Raw genomic sequence first — 22,195 nt, 5'->3', positions numbered from 1 at the left:
TATGCAACGGCATTCGCCCCTTGGACAGCGGCTGGTACACACTCCGTTTATCAGCTCCGACTGAGGCGAATCGAGCATTCCATGACTATAAAGACAGCGAGGAGAGTGCGATAGAGCCAGCCGGCTCCAGGAGCTACATGATGAACGTTACCCCCGGCACCCGCCGGGATGATTCACGCCGTATTCGCGCACCGCGCGGCACAATCCGCACGGCCAAGTCGTGGCTGACCGAAGCGCCGCTGCGCATGCTGATGAACAATCTGGATCCGGACAATGCCGAGAATCCGGCCGAGCTGGTCGTCTATGGTGGTATCGGCAAGGCGGCGCGTAACTGGGAGTGTTACGACCGGATCGTCGAGACCCTGCGCCGGCTCGAGGGGGACGAGACGTTACTGGTCCAGTCCGGCAAGCCCGTGGGCGTATTCAAGACCCACCCGGATGCACCGCGGGTGCTGATCGCCAACTCCAACCTGGTGCCACGCTGGGCAAACTGGGAGCACTTCCATGAGCTCGACCGCAAGGGGCTGATGATGTTCGGCCAGATGACGGCGGGTTCGTGGATCTATATCGGCAGCCAGGGCATCGTGCAGGGTACCTATGAAACCTTCACCGAGGCGGGTCGCCAACACTATGGCGGCACCCTTGAAGGTCGCTGGATTCTCACCGCTGGGCTCGGCGGCATGGGCGGTGCCCAGCCGCTTGCCGCCACCATGGCCGGGGCCTGTCTGCTTGCCGTGGAGTGCCAGTCCAGCCGCATCGAGCGGCGTCTGGAGACCGGTTTTCTCGATGAGCGCAGCGATTGCTTGGAGGTGGCGCTGGAAATAATCGATCGGGCGCGGCGGCAAGGCAAGGCCATTTCGGTCGGGCTGCACGGCAATGCCGCCGAGGTGTTTCCGGAGCTGGTGCGCCGCGGCGTTAGGCCTGATTTGGTCACCGACCAGACCAGCGCTCACGATCCCTTGCACGGCTATCTGCCGATCGGATGGAGCTGGCAGCAGGCGGAGCGAAGCCGCCGCAGCGACCCGCAGCGGGTGGTGCGTGAGGCCAAGGCCTCCATTGCGGTGCAAGTGCGTGCCATGCTCGATCTCTACCACGGGGGCGTTCCGACCTTTGACTACGGCAACAATATCCGCCAGATGGCCCAAGAGGCGGGGGTCGGGGAGGCCTTCAATTTCCCCGGTTTCGTTACGGCTTATTTGCGCCCGCGGTTTTGTCGCGGTATCGGGCCGTTTCGTTGGGTTGCGCTCTCCGGCGAGGCCCAAGACATCCATCGGACCGACGAGAAGGTCAAAATGCTGCTGCCCGAACAGCCGCCGCTGCATCGCTGGCTCGACATGGCGCGGCAGCGGATTCGCTTTCAGGGGCTGCCGGCACGGATTTGTTGGGTTGGGCTCGGGGAGCGCGCGCGTCTGGGTTTGGCATTCAATGACATGGTGGCCCGCGGCGAACTGCAGGCGCCCGTGGTGATCGGCCGCGATCACTTGGACAGCGGTTCGGTGGCGAGCCCCAACCGCGAGACCGAAGCGATGCGAGATGGCTCCGATGCCGTCTCCGACTGGCCGATCTTGAATGCGCTGCTCAATACGGCGAGCGGCGCGACCTGGGTGAGCTTTCACCACGGCGGTGGTGTCGGTATGGGCTTCGCCCAGCATGCCGGTCAGGTGATTGTCTGCGATGGAACGCGGGCCGCCGCGCGCCGAATCGAACGGGTGCTTACCAACGATCCGGGCAGTGGCGTCATGCGCCATGCCGACGCAGGCTATGTGCAGGCTATCGCCTGTGCCCGAGAGCAAGGACTCGATCTACCCATGCTGGACGCGCAGGACAGCGCTGGTCCGGCTGGATGAGCAACGGAGTACGCCATGGATTGGGATACCCTGTGGTTGAATTGCCAAGCCGCTACCATGGTACCCGGATCGCCCTACGGGGCGATCCGTGACGCCGCCATCGCCGCGCGTGACGGCCGTATCGCGTGGGTCGGACGGCGGCATGATCTGCCGCCGGAGCACTGCGCCGCCGAGATCGTTGACCTCGCTGGATGTTGGGTGACTCCAGGGCTGATCGACTGCCACACGCACCTGATCTTCGGTGGCCACCGGGCTCAGGAGTTCACGCTACGCCTCGAGGGCGCCCGCTACGAGACGATCGCCCGTGCCGGAGGCGGTATTCTGAGCACCGTCGAAGCCACCCGTGCGGCGAGTGCGGACGCGCTGCTGCGCGCGGCCGAAGCACGCGCGCGGGAGCGACTCGCGGAGGGGGTCACTGTGCTGGAGATCAAATCGGGCTATGGGCTCGATGTGGAGACCGAACTGCGCATGCTGCGCCTGGCCCGCGACCTTGGTGAGCGACTGCCGATGACAGTGCGTACGACCTGTCTGGCGGCTCATACATTGCCGTTGGAATATAGCCAGGCTGCGGACGATTACATCGATTTAATCCTGGATACGATTTTGCCGCGGGCGATCGACTCGGGATTGGTGGATGCGGTGGATGTCTTTTGCGAGGGTATTGCTTTTACTCCGGTTCAAGCGGAACGGATCCTGCGGGCAGCCCGTGATTACGGCCTGGCGGTGAAGCTGCATGCCGGGCAGCTCTCCGATTTGGGTGGAGCAGGGCTCGCCGCGCGCTATGGCGCGCTTTCCGTCGATCACCTGGAGCATGTTTCGGAGGCGGATGTGTGCGCCATGGCGGGCGCCGGCTGTGTGGCGGTGCTGTTGCCCGGTGCCTTCTACAGCCTGCGCGAGACGCAGCCGCCGCCGGTCGCGTTGTTTCGAAAGTACCGGGTACCGATTGCGATTGCCAGTGATCTCAACCCGGGTACCTCGCCGGTACGATCGCTGCGGCTCACGCTGAATATGGCTTGCACGCTGTTTCGGCTCACGCCCGAAGAGGCGCTCGCCGGTGCGACTCGGGTAGCGGCTCGAGCACTGGGGCTACAGCAGAATTACGGTACCTTGGAGTGTGGCAAATTCGCCGATCTGGTGAGCTGGGACATCGATGATCCGGCCGAGCTCGCCTATTGGATCGGTGGTGCTGCGGTCATGGGCCGGGTTCGGCACGGCAAGCTGTTGGGCGATCCTCGGTCGGCGGCCTCCGGTGAGGCGCGAAATTAGAGATCTCAGTGTCTGCCGAGTTATACGAAATGTACTAGACTGCTTAGGCAGAAGTAGAAGTATCGAGTGGGATCGAGACAAGCGCTTATGCATATCGATACGGTGTCCATCCCTGTTGCGGATCAGTTCCGAGCAAAAATGTTCTACGAAGAGGTGCTGGGTTTTCGCGTCGTTCGAGATTGCCCGCTGCGCTCGGGCGCACGCTGGCTTCAGCTGGCCCCGCCGGGATCGTTCACTTGCATCAGCCTTGTGACGTGGCACGAGCAGCTGCGGCCGGGCTGCCAGCAGGGTTTGGTCCTCGGTACGGAGGATATCGAAACGGATTATGACATCCTGCGCTCGCGGGGGTTGGATATGTCCGAGATCTATACATTTCCGTGGGGCCAATTTGCCAGCTTCAGTGATCCCGACGGCAACGGTTGGGTATTGGCGCAAGCCGAGAGTGGTCCCTATCTACGCTATCCGTGATTCCAAAACGTAACCGTAATCCGGTAGAGGTTAGCTCAGAGGCTCGAAGCGCATCGACAGGTCGATGGCTTGTACATGTTTGGTCAGCGCGCCGACGGAGATGAAGTCCACCCCAGTGGCTGCGATGGCCGGCAGGTCCGCGATTGCCACGTTGCCGGATGCTTCCAGTTGGGCCCGGCCTGCGGTGCGAAGGACGGCTGTTGCCAGTTCGGGCAGGGGGAAGTTGTCCAAAAGCAAATGGTCTACGCCCACATCGAGTGCTTCTTCGAGCTGCGCAAGGTTCTCCACCTCGACTTCGATCGCGGTGTCCGGGTGGTGTTGTCGGCTTGCGTGTACCGCAGCGGTGAGCGAACCGGCCGCCGTGATATGGTTTTCCTTGATCAGAATGGCATCGTAGAGTCCCATGCGGTGATTGACGCAACCGCCGCAGCGGGTCGCGAACTTTTGGGCGGCGCGTAGCCCCGGCAATGTTTTGCGCGTATCCAGAATGCGGGTATTCGTGCCGGCGAGCGCATCGGCGTAAGCGCGGGCGATGCTTGCCGTGCCGCAGAGCAGTTGCAGGAAGTTGAGCGCGGTACGCTCTCCGCTCAGCAGGGCTCGGGCGGAGCCAGTGAGGCGGCAAAGGATGTGCTTTGCAGGCACGCGCGCACCGTCTTGCACGGTCCACTCGATTTGCACCGTCGGATCGAGTTGTGCGAATACAGTGTTGAACCAGGCGGTGCCGCAGATTACAGCCGCCTCCCTACAAATGACCGTAGCCGTGCCGGCGGCGGCTTCGGGTATCAGTGCGGCGGTGAGATCGCCGCTGCCGAGGTCTTCAGCCAACGCCCGTGCGACATCGGCAGCAATCTGATCGGCGGAGCACATAGTCGACTCCTCGGTTAGGATCCGCGGGGCCCGTCGCGCTCCAGGGGGCGCTCATGGCGTGCCTGATGCGAAGTGCTGTCGGCTCTCAGCTAGATGAAAACCCCAGCACAGGCTAATGCAGTCGTGCCCAGAACAATTGTATAGGGTAGCGCCATCCATAACATCCGCCCATAAGAGAGCCGAATCAACGGTGCCAGCGTAGAGGTGAGCAGGAATAGGAAAGCGGCTTGGCCGTTGGGCGTCGCTATGCTGGGAATGTTGGTGCCGGTATTGATCGCCACCGCCAGGTGGTTGAACTGCTCGACGCTCAGCTGGCCCGCATCGAACGCGGCTTTGATCTCGTCGATGTAGATGGTGGCGACGAAAACATTATCGCTGATCATCGAGAGCAGGCCACTCGCGAGAAACAAGACCACCTGTTGGAGGTTTCCTTGGAAGGCGAGCGCCCAGTGCAGAATCGGGGTAAACAGATGCTGCTGATGGATAACCGCGACCACGCCGAAGAAAACCACCAGCAGCGCGGTGAAGGGCAGCGCTTCCTCGAAGGCATGACCGAGTCGGTGTTCTTCGGTGATGCCGTTGAAGGCGGTGGCCAAGATGATCACCGCCAGTCCGATCAGACCGACCTCGGCGAGCTGCAGGCTCAGTGCCAGCACCAGCAGTAACGCGGCCAGGGCCTGGACGATCAGCATGGCGAGCTCCAGGTGGCCGCGCCGCGCGTGCTCGGTGGCCTCGAACTCCTCGAGAATCCGCCGCACCGCGGGTGGCAGCGTCGCACCATAGCCGAACCAACCGCACCGCTCCAGGGCGATGCACATGATCAGCCCACTGATGAACACCGGGATGGCCACCGGCGCCATCCGTAAGAAGAAATCGATGAACTGCCAGCCCATGATATGGCCGATGAGCAGGTTTTGAGGCTCGCCCACCAAGGTCATGACGCCGCCTAACGCCGTGCCGATGGCTCCGTGCATCATAAGGCTGCGCAGAAACGCCCGAAACCGCTCGAGATCGATTCTATGCTCGCCGTCGACCGCTGTATCATCGGCGCGATCATGCTCGTGGGCGTAGCGCTGGCCGGAGACGGCGCGGTGATAGACGGCGTAGAATCCGCCGGCCACCGTGATGATTACGGCGGTTACCGTCAGTGCATCCAAAAATGCCGAGAGGATCGCCGATACGCCGCAAAATAATAACGCGAGCTGGGATTTCGAACGCACGCCGAGCAGGATGCGAGTAAAGGTGATCAGCAATAGGTCACGCAGAAAATAGATGCCGGCCACCATGAACATCAACAACAGGATCACCGGAAAGTTCTGCAGCGCCTCATGGTAAATCTGCTCCGGACTCGTCAGGCCAATGCCGGTGGCCTCCAGCAGTAACAGCCCGCCCGGCTGCAGTGGGTAGCACTTCAGGGCCATCGCCAGCGTGAAGATGAACTCCAGCACCAACGCCCAACCGGTCACGTAGGGACCCGTTGCGCTTAGCAAAACGGGGTTTGTGATCAGAAAGCCGATGATGGTGAGTTTGTACCAGTTCGGCGCTTGGCCGAGAAAGTTGCGCACGAAAGCTTGTGCCAGCGTCATTGGCAAAGCCTGTGCCAGCGCTTGTGACATTGCTGTTCCCCAATCCGCCGAAATGGCGGCGTGATCGTTGCCTCTGTGGGCGCGCAAGCCGCGCATGAAAAAGCCTTTGGCTGCAAACGCGGGTTCGGCGAGATGCTACACACTTCACCGGCTCGTGCTTTGGCGGATGCGATTTTACCGCTCTGAGGAGAATGCGGTAGGTAATGGTTCTCGAATTGGAGCGGCGCAGTTATTACTGAGGCATACCGGCTGCGAGTCGATGTCGTCGCTAGGAAAGCGGAAGTATCCAGCGCTGGTCTTGCCGGTTGCGCTACGTTTTTGCCGCCGACAGCTTGAGGTGCGGCGGCGAGTTTAACCGGAATCTGGGTCGGTCGCCTGAGCTGCATCCATGCCTTCAGGCCACCGTGACCTGTTCATTGTCTAGGTAGACATCCTGAATGGCATGCAGCAGTTCGACGCCCTCCGGCATCGGACGCTGGAAAGCCTTGCGGCCGCTGATCAGACCCATACCCCCCGCACGCTTGTTGATGACGGCCGTACGCACCGCTTGCTGCAGGTCGTGCCCGCCCGATGCGCCCCCCGAGTTGATCAGTCCAGCGCGCCCCATGTAGCAGTTGGCGAGCTGGTAGCGGGTGAGATCGATGGGGTGATCGCTAGTGAGTTCCTCGTAGACTTTACGGTGGGTTTTGCCGAATTGGAGGGTGTTGAAACCGCCGTTGTTCTCGGGCTGCTTCTGCTTGACGATATCCGCATCGATGGTTGCCGCCAAGTGATTGGCTTGCCCAGTCAGGTCGGCGGCGGCATGGTAGTCGACGCCGTCTTTTTTGAATGCGGGGTTGCGCAGATAAGCCCAGAGAATAGTGACCAGCCCCAAATCGTGGGCGTGCGCAAAGGCCTCACTGATTTCCTGGATCTGGCGCCGGGATTCCGGCGAGCCGAAGTAGACGGTCGCGCCAACCGCCACGGCGCCGAGGTCGAAAGCTTGCTCCACCGAGGCAAACAGCGTCTGATCATGCTGTTCCGGATAAGTGAGCAGTTCATTGTGATTGAGCTTGACGATGAATGGAATGCGATGGGCGTACCGCCGCGAGACCGCCGCGAGAACGCCCAGGGTGGAGGCGAGTGCGTTACAGCCGCCCTCGATGGCGAGGCGGGCGATGTTCTCCGGGTCGAAATACTCTGGGTTAGGCGCGAAGGAGGCTCCGGCGGAGTGCTCCACACCCTGATCGACGGGCAGTATGGATAGATAGCCGGTGCCGGCCAGTCGACCTTGATTGAAGATGGCTTGTAGATTGCGCAAAACACTCGCTTTGCGATTTTTCTGAACAACCACTCGGTCGACGTAATCGGGTCCCGGAAGGTGCAGCATCTGCGTTGGAATACCGCGGCAACGGTAGGAGAGGAGGTTCTCCGCCTCATCGGCAAGCAGCGCGCATACATCGATCATCATGGTCTCTCCGTGCGGATGTGTGATCAGTAGCTATCCCGGGTGGGATTATACTCAGTCGCGACCCATGCGGGCGACCCTTGCTGCAAGGATGTTGCTATCCAGTTAACAAGACAAACAATGTGAATTGTGTCACATTAAAAAATCAAGCCTTCCTCTACAAAAGGGTGCCATAAGGCGCAATGCGTTTTCCTTAAAACTTATCGAGTGTGACTCATGGTTGGGCAAAGCAAGGTCGTTTATTTAAACACCCATAGTACGTCGAGCGCAGGCGTCGAGACTTTAAACGAACTTTGTCGCTTGGCTGAGCCGGGTCTTGAAACCATGCTGCGGCAAGCCCTTGATCAGGTCGACGACGCGCTATTCGATCGGGCGGAACGGGCCGCCAACAATGCCGACCAAGCGCTGTTTTTCGCGACCATGCGGCAGGTTCGGATGAGCCGCCGGATGGTGGTGCAGACGTTCACCCAGGAGATGGAGAGCGCCTTCAGCCGATTGACGCAGCCACATTCCTCGCAAACCCAGGAACCCGCGGCGACGGCGCGGGAGGACTATTCGCTGGAATTGATGGATGAGACCGTGGTGGAGGAGCGTGTAGCCGCCGAGACAGTCGTCGGCAAGCTGCGCACCCGCAGCGTCTTTCCCCTGGCCCAACTCCAGTCGCGGTTGGACTACCTCGTCGTCGAGCGCAAAGTCGACGAGCGCAATAACCCATTGGATCCTCGTCAGGTCGTCGATGCCTTTGCCGTCGCGATGGAGCGGCTCAATATCGAAATCCAGCCTAAGCTGATCATATTCAAACTCTTTGAGAAGCAGGCGTTGCGGCAATTGCCCGCGCTCTATGAGGCAGCCAACCGGTTACTCATCGATGCTGGGATCATGCCGAAGTTGCGCGCTACGGGCGAACCGTTGGTAGCCAATGAGGATCGAGTTCAAGCTCCGGAGAGCGGGCATCAGACCAGTGTGGATTCGGAAGCTGATACCCTTACCGGGAACGGCAGTGCAACGCTCGAGCTGCTGCAGGGGTTGCTCGCTCAGGCCCGTGGTGGCAACCAGCCGGTCCCGTCGACTGCACGTTGCGCGGGCGGGGCGAGCCATTCGGACCTGGTCCAGGCGCTCTCCGCGCTGCAACAGCAGCCCAGATTTGCAAATAATGAAACAGGCGGCGCACAGCCATTCGCTGCCGAGGAGCTAAAAGCCCTTTTGGGGAGCGCGCTATTCGTTGCCCCCGGTGGTTTACCGCAGCCCATCGAGCGGGCTGCGGACGATACCATCGATATCGTCAGTATGCTCTTCGATATCATCTTGGATGATTCCCGGCTCGCCCCCTCGATAAAGGCTGTTATCGCTCGGTTGCAGATACCGGTGCTCAAGGTGGCGATGCTCGATCGCAGCTTTTTCAACAGCCGCCAGCATCCCGCGCGGGCATTGATCAACGAGTTGGCCCATGCCGCCATGGGATGGGTCGAGCCGGAGAATCCGAGTGCCGACCCACTTTATCGCAAGATGAATGAGGTCATGAATCGAATTCTAGAGGGGTTTGAGGAAGACATCGTCTTGTTCGAGCAGGTGCTGCAGGATTTCAGGCTGTTTCTCGAGCAGGAGCGGGAGCGAGCGCAGACGGTCGAGGCGCGTACCTGTCAAGCGGCCGAAGGTAAGGCTAAGGTCGAGGACGCCCGAGAGCGGGTACAAGCCGAAATCGAGCGGCGCTTGCGGGGTGGATCGGTGCCGAGCGTCGTACACCAGATCCTGGAAGGCCCTTGGTTCAAGGTGCTTTTTATTACCTGCGTCAAGGATGGGCCGCAGGGGGCGGTTTGGGAATCGCAGCTCGAACTGATGGACCGCTTGATCTGGAGCGTTCAACCGAACGCGGATCCCGAGCGGCGTCAAGACGTGTTGGCGCGCATACCCGCGTTGTTGAACGATCTGCGTGAAGGGCTGAATGCGATTCTTTACAATCCCTTCGAGATGACGCGCTTATTCGAGGAATTGGAGGCCGAACACATTCGCTGTCTCTCGGCACCTCCGGCTGATCTAAGTGACAACACCGTCAACGTCGAGCAGGGTAGTGAAGACGAGTCAGCATTTGCGCAGGAAGGGAGTTCGTATGATTGCGATGAGCCTTCGGTCGCGGCTGAGCCCCCCCAGCTTACTGAAGAGCAGTGTCTGCGGGAGGAGTGTTTGCAGCGCTTAGTCAGGGTGGACCTCGGAACGTGGTTTGAGTTTTCCACCGATGCCGGGCGCCAGCTACGTGCCAAACTCTCGGCCCGACTGAACGGCGGCCGCCGCCTGATTTTTGTCAATCGCGCCGGCTTCAAGCTGGCAGACAAAAAAACAGAGGAGGTGGCCGCGGATTTGAGCAGCGGAAAAGCCTTTATCCTCGACCATAATATGCTCTTCGACAAAGCGCTCGAGCAGGTGATTACCAATTTGCGCGATCTGCGCGTCGAACAGGCGTTGTGAATCCTTCTGGCTTTGGATGGCCCTCGGGTTTCATGAGTTCGGTGGGGTCGTCCGATATGTCCGAGCGAAACAGGCTCTATGCGATAGACTTTCAATCCCAGGCGAGCCGAAGCCCGGCGCAAATATGGCGTTTGTCCAGCGTGTAAAAATTGCGGAAGCTTGTGCGTCGAACGGGCGGTAGCGTGTGCTCGCTGCCGCCGCGCAGGACGCCATGTCGGTCGTCGAACCAAGGGGTAGAATAGCCTTCGTATGGAAACGGCCGAAAGCCGGGATAGGGGTGAAAGCGATTGGCGCACCATTCCCACACCTGCCCGAGGCCTTGCAGTAGACCCGCTCGGGCGGCGGCCTCCCATTCGAATTCGTGTGGTAGTCTGGCGCCCGCCCAGCGGCTGAAGGCCTCGGCCTCGTAGAAGCATACTCCGCGTACCGCAGCATCCGGTTTCAAATCACGGGGACCGGCGGCGCTCAGCTCGTACCAGCTGTGCTCCGCGCGACGCCATAGAGCCGGGCAATCGACCCGCGTATTATCCAGCCACGCCCAACCGACCCTGCTCCATAATTCGCGGTGCCGATAACCATCGTTTTCCATGAAGGCGAGGTATTCGGCATTGGTTACCGGGTACTGGGCGATGTATTTGCCGCGGCGCCGAAACGCGTGGCGGGGCTGTTCGTTGTCGTAGGCGCAAGGCGCGTCGCAACCAATCATGACCGGTTGTCTCGGCAGTCGAAGCGCTTCTCCGAGTGGGTTTGCCGGGGTGAGCGTTCGGCCGGGTGTCCATGGGCCGCTGATGCGCAGCTCGCGCTGCGCCAGTACGTAATGCATGATCTCAAGATGCTGGGCGTAGTGCTGAACCAGGAAATCGAGCAGGTAGTCTGCGCGCATCAGTCGATGCTGACGCATGTGTGCCGGCGGGTCGGCGAGCAACGCTAAATTCTCGCTATGCACCGCGCCCGTCCATTCGAGCAGCTGGTCCCGCCCGAGAACGAACTCGGGGCGTGCCGCTTTCTCACATAAATCGGGGAAATAGACTCCATGCAGGGTTGCGGTGGTCGCATTGTCGCCGAGGACGATTTCGCGCAGCCAGTAGGTCTCGATGAAGGCACAGTGGCCCAGATGCCAACCGAGTGGACTGAGGTCCTCATGGTATTGGATACGGATGTCCTCAACCGGAAGCCGACCGATGATGTCCTGGCCCCGGCGATGCATTGCTGCCAGTTCGGCGATTCGCCGCGCCTTCCCTAGCTCGTGTTCTTTCATGGCGTCATAGAGCGGTTATGCGCGGCGGGCGAGCGCCGTTCAGTGTCACGAGATGGTGAGCAGGGACTGCCTCCCAGTGCGCGCCGGCGGTGAGCGGCTCCGATGCGATCACTGCGCCCTGCGAGTAAAGCGGTTCGGAGTCGGTTGCATACAGGGTCGGGCACTCAGCGCCGATGGCGTGTCGAGTAGCTGCGATCTCGGTGCCGTCAGTGAGGGCGATGTTGAGTAGTGCTCGCCCCGCGGAAACCCAACTGCCGAGGGTGTCCATCAAGCGACGCAACAGCAAGCTGGGCGACTGTGGGCCTTCGGCGGCGAGTTGGCGGATCACCGCGAACAGATATTCGGAATCGGTATTGCCATGAATGGTGGCTTCGATATCCGATTGTAGCCAGCCTCGCAGCCGAGGTCGCAGATCTTCGGCGAATTCGTTGACGAAACCATTGTGCAGAAAGAGCAGGCGACCGTCCGTAAACGGCTGGGTATTGGCGTAGCCACTGGCGAACCCTTCGGTGGCGCTGCGCACGTTGGCAAGCCATAATTCGCGCCTCAGTGTGTGGCCTAATGCCGCCAGGTTAGGGTCTGCCCAGGCGGGCTGAATATTCCGATAAGCGACCGGGCAGCCGGTATCGTCATACCAACCGAACCCGAAACCATCGGCGTTCAGGGCGGCCGAGCGCATCTCCCGAGGCGACCAGGCCTGGTGAATCAGGTTATGCTCCGGAGCGAGCAGGAAGCGTTCCAGGTAGACGGGTTTGCCCAAGTAAGCGGCTAGTCGGCACACGTCTATTCTCCGTAAGGGTTGTGCGTTCCTCACAGTAGGATGGTAGCGTATGAGGAAAAGACCTTACTAAAAGAGCGCTTTTTTATGAACATTCCTTTGGAAGGTGCATCCGTTCGCAGCCGTAAGCTCGAACGCTTCAAATGCCAGGCGGTGCCGGCGGCGCGGGTCGTGCCCACTCTTGCCGAAGATGTTTTGCAGGGATTCGCCAGACGGCCACGCGTCCTACCGCCGAAGTATTTCTATGATGCCTTGGGTTCCGAACTATTCGACCAGATCTGCGATACGCCCGAATACTATCCGACCCGGACCGAGGCACGGCTGCTTGATCAATCGGCGCACAGCATCATCTGCCAGGTGAAGCCGGAGCATATCATCGAGCTCGGCAGCGGCACCTCTCGCAAAACGGCCCATCTGTTCGAGGCTTGCGAGGCGAACGGGTTGGAACCGAGCTATTGGCCCTTTGATGTCTGTGAGGAGGTTTTGCACGCCGCCGCCGAGGCGCTCCTCGAGGCGCATCCATGGCTTAGCGTGCAGGCGCTGATCGGCGACTACTCGGCGGGCCTGGCGCATCTTCCACAGCCCGCCGGTCGGCGGCTGTTCGTCTTTCTAGGCGGCACGATCGGCAATCTGACGCCGGAGGAATCGATTGCCTTTCTCAGTGAGTTGCGCGGCCTGATGCGCGAGGGCGATGCTTTTTTGTTGGGTGCGGATCGTACTAAAGCCCCCCGGCTTTTGCAGGCGGCCTACGATGACGCAAGTGGGCTCACTGCTGAGTTCAACCGCAATGTGCTCAACGTCATCAACCGAGCCCTTAGGGGGGATTTCAATCCGCATGCTTTTGACCACCTGGCCCTCTACAACGAGGCTTTGCAGCGGATAGAGATGTATCTTGTCGCCCGGCACGACCAGGAGGTGCATCTTATGGCGCTCGAACGCCGTTACGGTTTTCTCCATGGGGAGCGCATTCTCACCGAGATCAGCCGCAAGTTCACCGCGGAGTCGCTCACCGCCGAACTGCGCGCGGCTCGGCTGAATCCCATCCGTCATTATCAAACAGAGGATCAATACTTCTCTTTGGTGCTGGCCCAACCGAGCTGAGCGCCCAATTTTAGCAGCGCAAAGCCGTCGGTAAGCGCAATGGGTAGTGCCTCCGCTCATCGCCGAGCGCGATGGAACAGGTGATGATGACGCAGATCAGTCACGGCGTGGTCAAGCTTAGGTCGCTAAAGAATCTCGGTTTACGCCTGGTGCTGGATGATTTTGGGACCGGCTATGCGTCGTTGACATATCTGAAGCGTTTCCCCATCGATTTGATCAAAATCGATCGATCCTTTATCGCTGAGATCCATGCCGAAGATGCACGTCTCGTCGAGGGGATTCTCTCGCTCTCGCACGGGCTGGTGGGCCTGAAGGTCATTGCCGAGGGTGTTGAGATGCCCGCACAGGCGATTTCTCTCAAGCGCCTCGGCTGTGATTACGTGCAGGGGTTCTATTAGGTGGCCGGCCAATGCCGGCCGACACGTTGCGGGGCCTGCTGACGTAACACGGATGGATGGATTGCCACCCGCGTTGAGCGATCCGTTAGGCACACTTCGGTCACTTTGACGGCTGATGAACCGTTTTTGGGTGGCGCCGCTTCGCATGCCGAGCGTTGTCGCACCAACAGCTACAGTCTAGTTTTGCTAGAATTGCCTGGAATAGCCCACACTAACGAGTCGAAACCATGCCGCAGTCGACAGGGAATCTCATCTGGATTGACTTGGAGATGACGGGGTTGGACACGGATCGCGACTGCATCATCGAGATTGCGACCGCTGTTACCGACAAAGAACTTAATATTCTGGCAGAAGGTCCGACGGTTGCGATTCACCAGAGCGAGACCGTGCTTGCGGCAATGGATAAGTGGAATACCGAGCAGCACGGCAGTTCGGGTTTGGTGGAGCGGGTGCGGCAAAGCCGGATTGATGAGGCGCAGGCGGAGCAACGCACCTTGCAATTCCTGCAGCAGTGGGTGCCCCCCAATGCATCGCCCATGTGCGGAAACAGCATTTGCCAGGACCGGCGCTTTCTGCACCGGTGTATGCCGAAGCTTGAGCAGTATTTCCACTATCGCAATTTGGACGTAAGCACGCTCAAGGAATTGGCTCGACGCTGGGTGCCCGAAATTTTGCAGAACTTCTCAAAGCGGGGCGCGCACTTGGCCATGGACGATGTGCGCGAATCGATTGCGGAGCTAAGATACTATCGTCGGCACTTTCTCAAGGCGCCGGATTGCACTTGAGCGCGGCTCTGTAAGGTGCGGCGCAGGTTCAGCGCGCCTGCAGTAACTCACGCGCGCGGTGGCGCACCTGCGGTTCGGTGCTGATTAGCGCCAGACGGCGAACGCTGGTCCGCAACGCCGCCACGACCTGCCGGCGACCAGGAACAGCGAGGTAGCCGGCAAGCTCACTCCACTCGCGGCGCTGCAAGGTTCGGGCGAGCAAGGTAAGTTGTTCGGAACGGCTGAGTGCGGCGGTGAGCCGCGGGTCAGTCAAAGCGTAGTGGGTAAGCCGCTGCAAAGCCGGCAGCGTATCCATGTATTGCCGCCGTCCGAAGCCAAAGGCGAGCAGATCATCCCATTCTTCGGGTGCGGGGGCGCCCGGCCTTTCGAATTGCTGGAGCAGCGTGAGTGCGAGTGCGGGATCCAGATCGCGTAGAGGCTCGTTGAGCAGAGCCGGGAGCCGATCGGCGAAGCGTGCCGCAGCGGCTTTTATAAACTGTTCGCCCGTTTGGCTCAAGGCTCGGAGTACGATGGCTGAGCAGTTGCCACTGGAGGCTTCGCGGTGATTGCCCAGGCGTACGATCTGCATACCGAAGCGAGTCCAGAAGCCGAGCAATTCGTTCGTGACGCCGAAGGCGGCGGCCAGATAATCGATCCCGTGGCCGCGGGCGTCGCCGAAGATCCCGCCCAGCAGTCGCGTTCCCAGACCGCGCCGCCGACAAGCGGGGTGGACCGCGATGCGCAACACCCGCCGGCCGTGTAGTGTGGGCGCCTGTGCCAAGCCGGCGTGCGCCGCGAGTGACTGGGCCACGAGATGCCCCTGTGGCCGCCGTAGCCCGAGCCAGATCGCCCGGGCGAGCGCCGGTGGGAAGCCGCCTTCATCGATGACCAGAGCGGCTGCAGCGATATGGCGCTGATCGCGAAGCACCCACACCGATAAGCCTGGGGCATCGAGGAGTTGGCGCAGATCCCCTGGCGTGGTGCGGTAATGGGCCAGCACCAGCAGCCCAAATAGCTCGCTTAAGGTAGGCTCGTCGTCGACCAAGACATCGCGGTCCAGCCTCTCTAACTGGCAGCGCCCGGCGGTTGCATCGACCAGCGCTGCCTGCGGTGCAGGAAGCGCGTTCAGCAGCAGCGCTTGAAATGCAAATCGCTCGGCCGGGTCATCGGCGGCCCAGCGGATCGGGGTCTCGAGCCAGTATTCTCGCCAATCCGGTGTATGCCGGTCGAGCACTTGACGGAAGCGCAGAGCAAAACCGCGTCCAGTTCCTTCATAACCATGCACCGTACTGGCGAATACGATCCGGGCATAGCGCCCGAGCAGAGCGCTCAATATGGCCGTCGAAATGGCGGCCGCCTCGTCGACGAGCAGCAACTCGGCCGCCTGCGGACGGCGCAGCAACGCGTCCGGTGCCATGAACTCCAATCTTCCGCGACCATCCGAGAGGTATCCGCGGGCGGCGTGCGCATCCGGCATTAGGCACCGAGCATGCGTGAACACCGTCGCCGCCGATGCCAGGCTTGGTGCCGTGACGATAATCTGTGTGTAACCCGCGCGAAGCAGCCGGGCCGCAGCGATCCCCAGCGCTGCCGACTTGCCGCGACCGCGGTCCGAAGTGAGTACTACCGGGCGGTGGCGATGGCCGCGCGCGCAGCGCTCGATTGCCGCTATGGCGCGTTGCTGATCGGGCGTGGGCAGGGTGCGAGAGCTCGCTACTACCGTACCACTTTGAGCGAGCGTTGGTGCAGCTACTCTGGGTAAGGGTTGGTTCGGTTCGAGCACTAGGGCGTGCGTAGACGAGCGGATAACCCGAACCAAACGCTTTAGATAACGTCCGGTAAGCTGTCTACGGGTATACGGATAGGTCGCAATTCGATCCGTTGCGGGATCGGCGTAATCCGGCCATTTGGCAAGCGGTGGGGCGAGCAGCAACACGAGGCCGCCACCATGAACGGCTCCGATGGTCGCACCAAAGGCATCCGGGTCGAAGCCGTCCCAGGCATCGACAACCAGGGCATCGATCTCCTTACCGAGCACCAGTTGGGTGCGGCCTATATTGAGTGGTGTAATCGCGGCTGTCGGTGGTCGATCACCGAGCCAGGCAATCGTCGCGAGCTGTGATTGTTCCAGCAATAGGTCGGCTTGTTCCAGGCACCAGTCGTGCTTGCCTGCTATAACGACTATCTGGCGGTGGTGCGCAGCACGACCGACGCCGATCAAAGCGGTTGCAAATTCCCTGAGCGCTTGCACTGCACTAGCCGGTTTCCTCGCCTCGAGCCCGGCGCTCCAGGGCGAGCAGGCAATGGTAAATGAAGCCATTGACAGGGGTCGCTATACCGGCTTGCGCGCCGAGGCGGACGACGGCACCGTTCTGCGCTTCCAGTTCGGAAGCACGCCTCTCCAGCACGTCGCGCTGCATAGACGCTGTAGCATCTTCTGGGAGCGCATCGATGAAGCCCATGGTGGTGGTGACTATATCGCTTGGCAAGCTTATCCGATGTGCCCGGGCTACCGTATGGATTTCCTCCATGGCGCACTCCAGCAGACGGCGCGTGCCCGGTTGTCTGCGTACAACGCCTACGGGCATGCGCGTGACTGCCCCGAGGCCGCTGATGGCGGTGATGAACAAGAATTTCTCCCACATCGCGGCTTCGATGTTCAACGGCACCGTAACGCTCAAGCCCCGGCTGCGTTCGAAGGCCTGGCGCAGCCGCTCGGTGCGTTCGCTCGGAGAGTTGTCGAGCTCGTTGAAGCTGACGAACGGATCGACCCCGATATGCCGAATGTGGCCGGGCTCGCTACGATAGGCGATGATTCCGCAGAGTCCGCCCAGCACGCGTGTGTGGCCGAGCTCAGTGGCGAGCTGGTTGGGCGCCTCGATTCCATTCTGCATGGGTACGACAAAAGTCGCAGGACCCAGTATAGGGTGCATTGCTCGGGCGGCCTCCACAACTTGCCAGGATTTGACGCAGACCAAGATGGCATCCACAGTGCCGACTTCGCGCGGGTCGTCGGTCGCCTGAACCTGTTCGACGCAGAAGTCGCCCTTAATGCTCTCCACCCGCAGTCCGTTGCGCCGTATTGCTTGCAGGTGGGCACCCCGGGCAATAAATATGACGTCTTGACCGGCCTGGGCAAGGCGACCCCCAAAATACCCTCCGACTCCGCCCGCACCGAAGATCGCTATGCGCACGTTCACCTCCCGAGTCTAAAATTAACGCTGTTAAGCGGTGGGATTATGCTATGGGAAAGCCAGGCCCGTGCGATGGTCCGCGTGCGGGCGTAACAAGCCGGATCGATGCGAAGATGTTCAGTTTGGGTTTTGAGCAGGGTGGAGGTGGTGGCTTGCGCTCGCACCACCTACCACCCCGAGGGCTTGCCGTGCGGATACATAACCGAGTGGATGACCTAGGGTCGGGTTAGCCGGTCGGGCTCAGGCGTCGCGTCATCAGTGCGCGCAACCGCCTCCCGGCTCTACCCGATACCCGCTTGAGATAAAGGTGGCGTAGTCGAGCGTTCGACCCGTTCTCTTCACCGTGTTGCCCGGGGTCGATCGAATCGGCGGCAGCCCGTGCGACGTTCGTAATTCTCTGCGTGTTTCCTTTACAGGTATCCATTTTTAACTCCTTGTTAGGCAAGCAAAAATATACGATAGGCTGGGACGGGTCCGACATGACCAAAACACGCCCCTGGGCGGTAAGTCCAAACGTTTGTTGGGGATTGCGTGCATGAGAACGCCAATATGCGGAGTTGCGGTGATTGTCACCGATGCATTCCAATGGGGCCGCGGCATGCTATTTTCAAGCACTGTTTGTCGGAAATCTGTCGCTCCGTGCTCATAAGGGCTGGTTTTATGTGCAGCGGGCAGTTGGCGCGAACACTTAATATCTCACCGAGGCATTTCCGCATGAAACGGCATTTTCCGCATTCTTATTAAAGCCGGTGTGGCCCTTCCGGATTGTAATGCAATAAGGTCAGGATTAAGGCGCGTGGAACACAGCGAGATAACCGTTCCCCACTCAGGTAGAATCCGCCCGTACACACTACACGCCAAACTCGAATACCCGCCGCGCTTCGGCTGGGGCATTCTACTAATTAGCGCCGCGAAGTATAACTTGAGGAGTTGAATCCGGCTATGCCCAGAAGCCAACCGGTTACAGAGCAGCGTCCTACCAGCAGCAATCTGCGAGTTCTCACGCAACTGCTCGTATTCGTGCGTCCTTACCGGGGTGCACTGTTTTGCGCAGTAATTGCGTTGCTGATCGCCGCCGGCGCGGTGCTCGGTTTCGGCGTAGTCCTGCGGCACATGGTGGATTATGGCCTGAGTAATGGTTCAGTCATGGCGTTGAATCAGGCTTTGCTACTCTTTTTGCTCGTCGTCATCATTATGGCTGTTTCGGTTGCCGCCCGCCTTTACCTGGTGACCTGGCTCGGTGAGCGGGTGGTAGCCGACATTCGCAGGGCTGTTTTTGCCCAGGTGCTGAAACTGGAGCCCGCCTTCTTCGAAGTAACCCGAACCGGGGAGGTCATCTCGCGTCTTACCACGGATACCTCGCTGCTGCAGGTGGTGGTCGGTTCGACACTGGCGATCGCCGTGCGCAATGTGTTGTTGATCGCGGGCGGCTTGGTGATGCTCGCAATCACCAGCGCTAAGCTTGCTCTGCTGGTGCTGCTCGGTGTCCCGCTGGTCATCGTACCGCTTTGGCTGCTCGGACATCGAGTGCGGGGCTTGTCGCGCCAAAGCCAGGACCGAATTGCTGATGTCGGCGCCTACGTAGGCGAGGTTTTATACGGTATTCGCACCGTTCAGGCCTTTTGCCATGAACGCATCGATGAGGCGCGCTACGGTAATCAGGTAGAAGCGGCTTTCCATACCGCCATCCAGCGTACTCGGGTGAGCGCTCTACTCACCGGCCTGGTCATGTTACTCACCTTCACCGCCATTAGCCTAGTGCTTTGGGTGGGTGGTCATGACGTGCTGGTTGGGCGGATTACCGGAGGACAGCTCTCGGCCTTTGTTTTCTACGCGGTGCTGGTCGCGGGCTCGATTGGTGCGCTGAGCGAGGTGGCCGGCAACTTGCTGCGGGCCGCAGGCGCCACCGAGCGGTTGTTGGAGCTGCTCGATACCAAACCGAAAATAGCCTTGCCCGTGCATCCGGTCGCGTTGCCTGAGCCGGCCCGTGGCGAGGTGGAGTTGCGCAATGTGACCTTTCATTATCCTTCTCGTCCCGAGACTGCCGCGCTGCGCAAACTCTCGCTTAACTTAAGACCGGGGAGAAAAGTTGCGTTGGTGGGGCCGTCCGGTGCCGGTAAGTCGACCGTATTGCAGCTGCTGCTGCGTTTCTACGATCCCGATGAAGGCGTCATTCGCTTCGATGGTGTCGACCTGCGTGCCGCCGATCCGCAGCAATTGCGCAAGCGCGTGGCCTTGGTGCCGCAGGATCCGGTTATATTCGGGGCGGATGCTTGGGAGAACATCCGCTACGGACACGCCAATGTTTCCGCTGCGCAAATCCGGCGAGCTGCGGAGGCGGCGCACGCGGCCGAATTCCTCGACCAATTGCCCCAGGGCTTTGATACCTTTCTCGGCGAGCGTGGGATCCGCCTCTCGGGTGGACAACGCCAGCGTATCGCCATCGCCCGCGCCATCCTGCGCGATCCGGCATTGTTGTTGCTCGATGAGGCGACCAGCTCCTTGGATGCCGAGAGCGAGCGATTCGTTCAGGACGGGTTGGAGCAGCTGATGCGCGGGCGCTCGACGCTCATCATCGCGCACCGTCTCGCCACCGTGCGTAAGGTGGATGAAATCCTGGTTATGGATCGTGGGTACATCGTCGCCCGTGGCCGTCACGACAAGCTGATCAACGAGCACGGACTCTATGCGCGGCTCGCGGCACTGCAGTTTCGGGATGCGCCCGAGACACGGATCCAGGCGGCGAACGAGTAGCTCCTCGCCGCTGTGGATGCAATGATGAACTTTATCTGCCTGGAGATGCCTCGGGTGTTGTCCGTTGCCCAATGATCAAGCTCCGATAGTTAGTTTAATTGCCGGGAAACAGAATGGCTTACGGTATAGCTCTCGTCATAGGACGAGCGCTGGCGAATACCATCGGGTATTGCATTACCCGATCCGCCGAGCGCGCGTTGCACGCGCAGCGGTTGGAGATACATCAGCGGCGATGAAATCGACACTGTGTAGCGCCCTGAGGGAAGCGTGCGGCCCCGGTCAGTGAATGCCGCGGATTCGTAGAAGCCGGAATGCACGCGAACGGTATCTTGCGCGTAGTAGCCGTTGATTTCAGTGTGCAGTGAGATTCGGAGGGTCATCCCGTCGGGTAGAACGGTACGCCCGGATACGACGGCAGCGCCGCTCGAATTGCGCGTCAGTTTGACTTCGAGGTTGGTTGGGGCCGGTGTGGTCTTGCCGTCGTGGCACTTAGAGCTGGCGAGCGCACGGGTGGCGGCCGTGAACCCCATGAGGCTAAATTTCTCTGTTCTAGGCGGTTTCCCGCGCGGTGTGGTCTGGACATAAAGGGTGCGCCCGGTCTTCATCAGATCGATCACATCACTTGCTAGCGCGAACGTGTTGCCTGCGCGGATGTTTGCTTTTGGTATTACATGCTTGGGGGTGTTATCGATCCAATATCGGATAGACCCCTCTAGGCCGCGCTCATATGGCGCAACAATGATTAGGGTTGTACCGTCGAAGCGGAGCGCCAGGTTGCTTGGGCTATTACTGTGCGCCTGTTCGATGCGGCAAATACCTTTGCCAGGCTGCTTGACTACTACGAACGCCTGGTGCTGGCTGAGGGTACGGTTTTGCGCTTGGCTGGTCCCGTTCTCGGCGGGCGCATCAGTCACGCCCAATGCAACGACGGCAGCCAGCGCTGTTGTCATGATTATCCGAGAATGTACCACGCTGTTCCCCTTTGCTTTCCGAAAATTCCATGTTCGGCGTTGTTCAATTTGCCCCTAAGCCTACCGCATATTGCTTTTCTACTAAGCACTTTGCTATCGGCGTGGCGACTGCGGTGGCGCGCCTTGGCCGCGCACGGTCGGTTACGGCTGAATTTGCCTTGCAAAATAACCGGCCAAGGCGGATTGATATGTGATCGAGTGCTCTGTCCGGCGGGGTCTACGCGCGGCCGATGAGGATGGTACTGGCCAACGGATTTGCAAAAAGAGCAGCCAAACCTTTTAAGAAGGGCGTGTCTTCATAGAAGATGACCTGTGGGGCCACCCCGGGAGCCCGATCCAACGGTGTAAGGCGTGTTTATTTGTCCGGAAGCCCGCCACGTAATCTGATCTACCATCGGCGCAAAGAGACCGGTCGGGCTGGACGGCGGCCAGTGCAAGGGAGGCTTTATGCTAAAAGCCAATACGGCGGTGACAATCGGTGCGCTCGATGGGGCGGACACTGCGATGCCTCGGCTTTCCGGTGCGAGCAGCGCCATGATCAGGGGCCGCCGTTGGTGGGGGCGATGCAATGAGCGATAACTCGCGGGAGTGCGCGACTCCAGGCCAACGACGAAAAGGCAAAGGCAGGGTTCGGCACCAGGCCAGACCAATCAACCTGGCGCTGCAGGGCGGTGGCGCCCACGGCGCATTCACCTGGGGTGTATTGGACAGGTTGTTGGAGGACGAACGGATCGCGATCGAGGCGATCAGCGGCACCAGCGCGGGGGCAATGAACGCCGTGGTGCTTGCCGACGGCTTTGAGAAAGGCGGCCGGGCAGGTGCCCTGGAGGCTTTGCACGGGTTTTGGAAAGCGGTTAGCCGCACCGGGCGTTTGAGCCCGATTCAGCGAACCCTTTGGGATCGGGCCATGGGAAATTGGAGCCTTAATCGCTCACCAGGGTACATGCTGCTCGATTTGCTAAGCCGTCTAGCTTCGCCTTATGAGCTCAATCCCTCGAATCTGAACCCTCTCAAGGATTTTCTCGCGCAGCAG

General features: G+C 60.4%; 17 protein-coding genes. 9 read left to right on the top strand and 8 right to left on the bottom strand.

All coding sequences use genetic code 11. The features are described 5' to 3' along the window. Positions 1–137 precede the first annotated feature (137 nt). From hutU to NB231_RS07190, 3 genes are all read left to right on the top strand, one after another. Entirely contained in the window at positions 138–1,847 is a 1,710-nt protein-coding gene (gene hutU, locus NB231_RS07200; protein ID WP_005001069.1) for a urocanate hydratase, read from the top strand. A gap of 15 nt (positions 1,848–1,862) precedes the next feature. Beyond that, a complete protein-coding gene (hutI, locus tag NB231_RS07195) occupies positions 1,863–3,113 on the top strand; it encodes an imidazolonepropionase (protein ID WP_005001068.1) in 1,251 nt (416 codons plus the stop codon). An 87-nt stretch (positions 3,114–3,200) separates the two neighbouring features. Next, positions 3,201–3,581, top strand: a complete 381-nt coding sequence (locus NB231_RS07190; protein ID WP_005001066.1) for a VOC family protein — start codon at positions 3,201–3,203, stop codon at positions 3,579–3,581. Positions 3,582–3,611: 30 nt separating this feature from the next. Here NB231_RS07190 and nadC read toward each other — a convergent pair whose 3' ends face one another. The 3 genes from nadC to NB231_RS07175 all read right to left on the bottom strand — a co-directional run bounded on the left by nadC (position 3,612) and on the right by NB231_RS07175 (position 7,481). Further along, on the bottom strand, positions 3,612–4,448 hold the full coding sequence (gene nadC, locus NB231_RS07185; protein WP_005001064.1) for a carboxylating nicotinate-nucleotide diphosphorylase: 837 nt from the start codon (positions 4,446–4,448) through the stop codon (positions 3,612–3,614). A gap of 89 nt (positions 4,449–4,537) precedes the next feature. Then, positions 4,538–6,064, bottom strand: a complete 1,527-nt coding sequence (gene nhaB, locus NB231_RS07180; protein WP_232210412.1) for a sodium/proton antiporter NhaB — start codon at positions 6,062–6,064, stop codon at positions 4,538–4,540. Positions 6,065–6,428: 364 nt separating this feature from the next. Next, positions 6,429–7,481 (bottom strand): class I fructose-bisphosphate aldolase, encoded by a 1,053-nt coding sequence (locus NB231_RS07175; RefSeq protein ID WP_005001058.1) that lies wholly within the window; start codon positions 7,479–7,481, stop codon positions 6,429–6,431. 216 nt (positions 7,482–7,697) lie between these two features. On the opposite strand from NB231_RS07175, the gene NB231_RS07170 reads away from it, so the two are divergent. Continuing rightward, positions 7,698–9,944 (top strand): DUF1631 domain-containing protein, encoded by a 2,247-nt coding sequence (locus tag NB231_RS07170; RefSeq protein WP_005001057.1) that lies wholly within the window; start codon positions 7,698–7,700, stop codon positions 9,942–9,944. Between the two features lie 91 nt (positions 9,945–10,035). Here NB231_RS07170 and NB231_RS07165 read toward each other — a convergent pair whose 3' ends face one another. Together NB231_RS07165 and egtC are read right to left on the bottom strand one after the other, a co-directional pair. Further along, the gene (locus NB231_RS07165; protein ID WP_005001056.1) at positions 10,036–11,202 is read right to left on the bottom strand and encodes an SUMF1/EgtB/PvdO family nonheme iron enzyme; all 1,167 of its coding nucleotides are present in this window, start codon (positions 11,200–11,202) and stop codon (positions 10,036–10,038) included. A 4-nt stretch (positions 11,203–11,206) separates the two neighbouring features. Continuing rightward, positions 11,207–11,983: an ergothioneine biosynthesis protein EgtC gene (gene egtC / locus NB231_RS07160; RefSeq protein WP_040662025.1), complete on the bottom strand. Its 777-nt coding sequence runs from the start codon at positions 11,981–11,983 to the stop codon at positions 11,207–11,209. Positions 11,984–12,067: 84 nt separating this feature from the next. On the opposite strand from egtC, the gene egtD reads away from it, so the two are divergent. From egtD to orn, 3 genes are all read left to right on the top strand, one after another. Further along, positions 12,068–13,081, top strand: a complete 1,014-nt coding sequence (gene egtD, locus NB231_RS07155) for an L-histidine N(alpha)-methyltransferase (protein ID WP_198007255.1) — start codon at positions 12,068–12,070, stop codon at positions 13,079–13,081. A gap of 83 nt (positions 13,082–13,164) precedes the next feature. Continuing rightward, positions 13,165–13,479 carry an EAL domain-containing protein gene (locus tag NB231_RS07150; RefSeq protein ID WP_040662023.1) on the top strand — a complete coding sequence of 105 codons (315 nt, stop codon included), beginning with the start codon at positions 13,165–13,167 and terminating at the stop codon, positions 13,477–13,479. 227 nt (positions 13,480–13,706) lie between these two features. Next, the gene (orn, locus tag NB231_RS07145; RefSeq protein ID WP_005001049.1) at positions 13,707–14,264 is read left to right on the top strand and encodes an oligoribonuclease; all 558 of its coding nucleotides are present in this window, start codon (positions 13,707–13,709) and stop codon (positions 14,262–14,264) included. A 28-nt stretch (positions 14,265–14,292) separates the two neighbouring features. Here orn and NB231_RS07140 read toward each other — a convergent pair whose 3' ends face one another. Together NB231_RS07140 and NB231_RS07135 are read right to left on the bottom strand one after the other, a co-directional pair. Beyond that, positions 14,293–16,563 carry a tRNA(Met) cytidine acetyltransferase TmcA gene (locus tag NB231_RS07140; protein ID WP_084766262.1) on the bottom strand — a complete coding sequence of 757 codons (2,271 nt, stop codon included), beginning with the start codon at positions 16,561–16,563 and terminating at the stop codon, positions 14,293–14,295. Continuing rightward, on the bottom strand, positions 16,499–17,437 hold the full coding sequence (locus tag NB231_RS07135) for a 2-dehydropantoate 2-reductase (protein WP_050756067.1): 939 nt from the start codon (positions 17,435–17,437) through the stop codon (positions 16,499–16,501). The genes NB231_RS07140 and NB231_RS07135 overlap by 65 nt, the downstream gene beginning before the upstream one ends. 942 nt (positions 17,438–18,379) lie before the next feature. Here NB231_RS07135 and NB231_RS07130 point away from each other — a divergent pair. Then, positions 18,380–20,191, top strand: a complete 1,812-nt coding sequence (locus NB231_RS07130) for an ABC transporter transmembrane domain-containing protein (protein ID WP_005001039.1) — start codon at positions 18,380–18,382, stop codon at positions 20,189–20,191. An 89-nt stretch (positions 20,192–20,280) separates the two neighbouring features. Here the strand turns inward: NB231_RS07130 and NB231_RS07125 are convergent, their stop codons facing one another. Next, a complete protein-coding gene (locus NB231_RS07125; protein WP_005001033.1) occupies positions 20,281–21,141 on the bottom strand; it encodes an invasion associated locus B family protein in 861 nt (286 codons plus the stop codon). A 589-nt stretch (positions 21,142–21,730) separates the two neighbouring features. Between NB231_RS07125 and NB231_RS18465 the strand changes: the two genes are divergently transcribed. Then, positions 21,731–22,195, top strand: a 465-nt coding sequence (locus tag NB231_RS18465; protein ID WP_005001031.1) for a patatin-like phospholipase family protein, incomplete at its 3' end; no start/stop codon positions are given.

This window comes from Nitrococcus mobilis Nb-231 (assembly GCF_000153205.1).
GTDB classification, from domain to species: Bacteria; Pseudomonadota; Gammaproteobacteria; order Nitrococcales; family Nitrococcaceae; genus Nitrococcus; species Nitrococcus mobilis.
This window is presented reverse-complemented; position numbering and strand designations above follow the sequence as displayed.

Bases quoted from the DNA above. Each gene is read 5' to 3' on its own strand.
- hutU (WP_005001069.1), top strand. From the start codon at position 138: ATGATGAACGTTACCCCCGGCACCCGCCGGGATGATTCACGCCGTATT.
- hutI (WP_005001068.1), top strand. From the start codon at position 1,863: ATGGATTGGGATACCCTGTGGTTGAATTGCCAAGCCGCTACCATGGTA.
- NB231_RS07190 (WP_005001066.1), top strand. From the start codon at position 3,201: ATGCATATCGATACGGTGTCCATCCCTGTTGCGGATCAGTTCCGAGCA.
- nadC (WP_005001064.1), bottom strand. From the start codon at position 4,448: ATGTGCTCCGCCGATCAGATTGCTGCCGATGTCGCACGGGCGTTGGCT.
- nhaB (WP_232210412.1), bottom strand. From the start codon at position 6,064: ATGTCACAAGCGCTGGCACAGGCTTTGCCAATGACGCTGGCACAAGCT.
- NB231_RS07175 (WP_005001058.1), bottom strand. From the start codon at position 7,481: ATGATCGATGTATGCGCGCTGCTTGCCGATGAGGCGGAGAACCTCCTC.
- NB231_RS07170 (WP_005001057.1), top strand. From the start codon at position 7,698: ATGGTTGGGCAAAGCAAGGTCGTTTATTTAAACACCCATAGTACGTCG.
- NB231_RS07165 (WP_005001056.1), bottom strand. From the start codon at position 11,202: ATGAAAGAACACGAGCTAGGGAAGGCGCGGCGAATCGCCGAACTGGCA.
- egtD (WP_198007255.1), top strand. From the start codon at position 12,068: ATGAACATTCCTTTGGAAGGTGCATCCGTTCGCAGCCGTAAGCTCGAA.
- NB231_RS07150 (WP_040662023.1), top strand. From the start codon at position 13,165: ATGATGACGCAGATCAGTCACGGCGTGGTCAAGCTTAGGTCGCTAAAG.
- orn (WP_005001049.1), top strand. From the start codon at position 13,707: ATGCCGCAGTCGACAGGGAATCTCATCTGGATTGACTTGGAGATGACG.
- NB231_RS07140 (WP_084766262.1), bottom strand. From the start codon at position 16,563: ATGGCTTCATTTACCATTGCCTGCTCGCCCTGGAGCGCCGGGCTCGAG.
- NB231_RS07130 (WP_005001039.1), top strand. From the start codon at position 18,380: ATGCCCAGAAGCCAACCGGTTACAGAGCAGCGTCCTACCAGCAGCAAT.
- NB231_RS07125 (WP_005001033.1), bottom strand. From the start codon at position 21,141: ATGACAACAGCGCTGGCTGCCGTCGTTGCATTGGGCGTGACTGATGCG.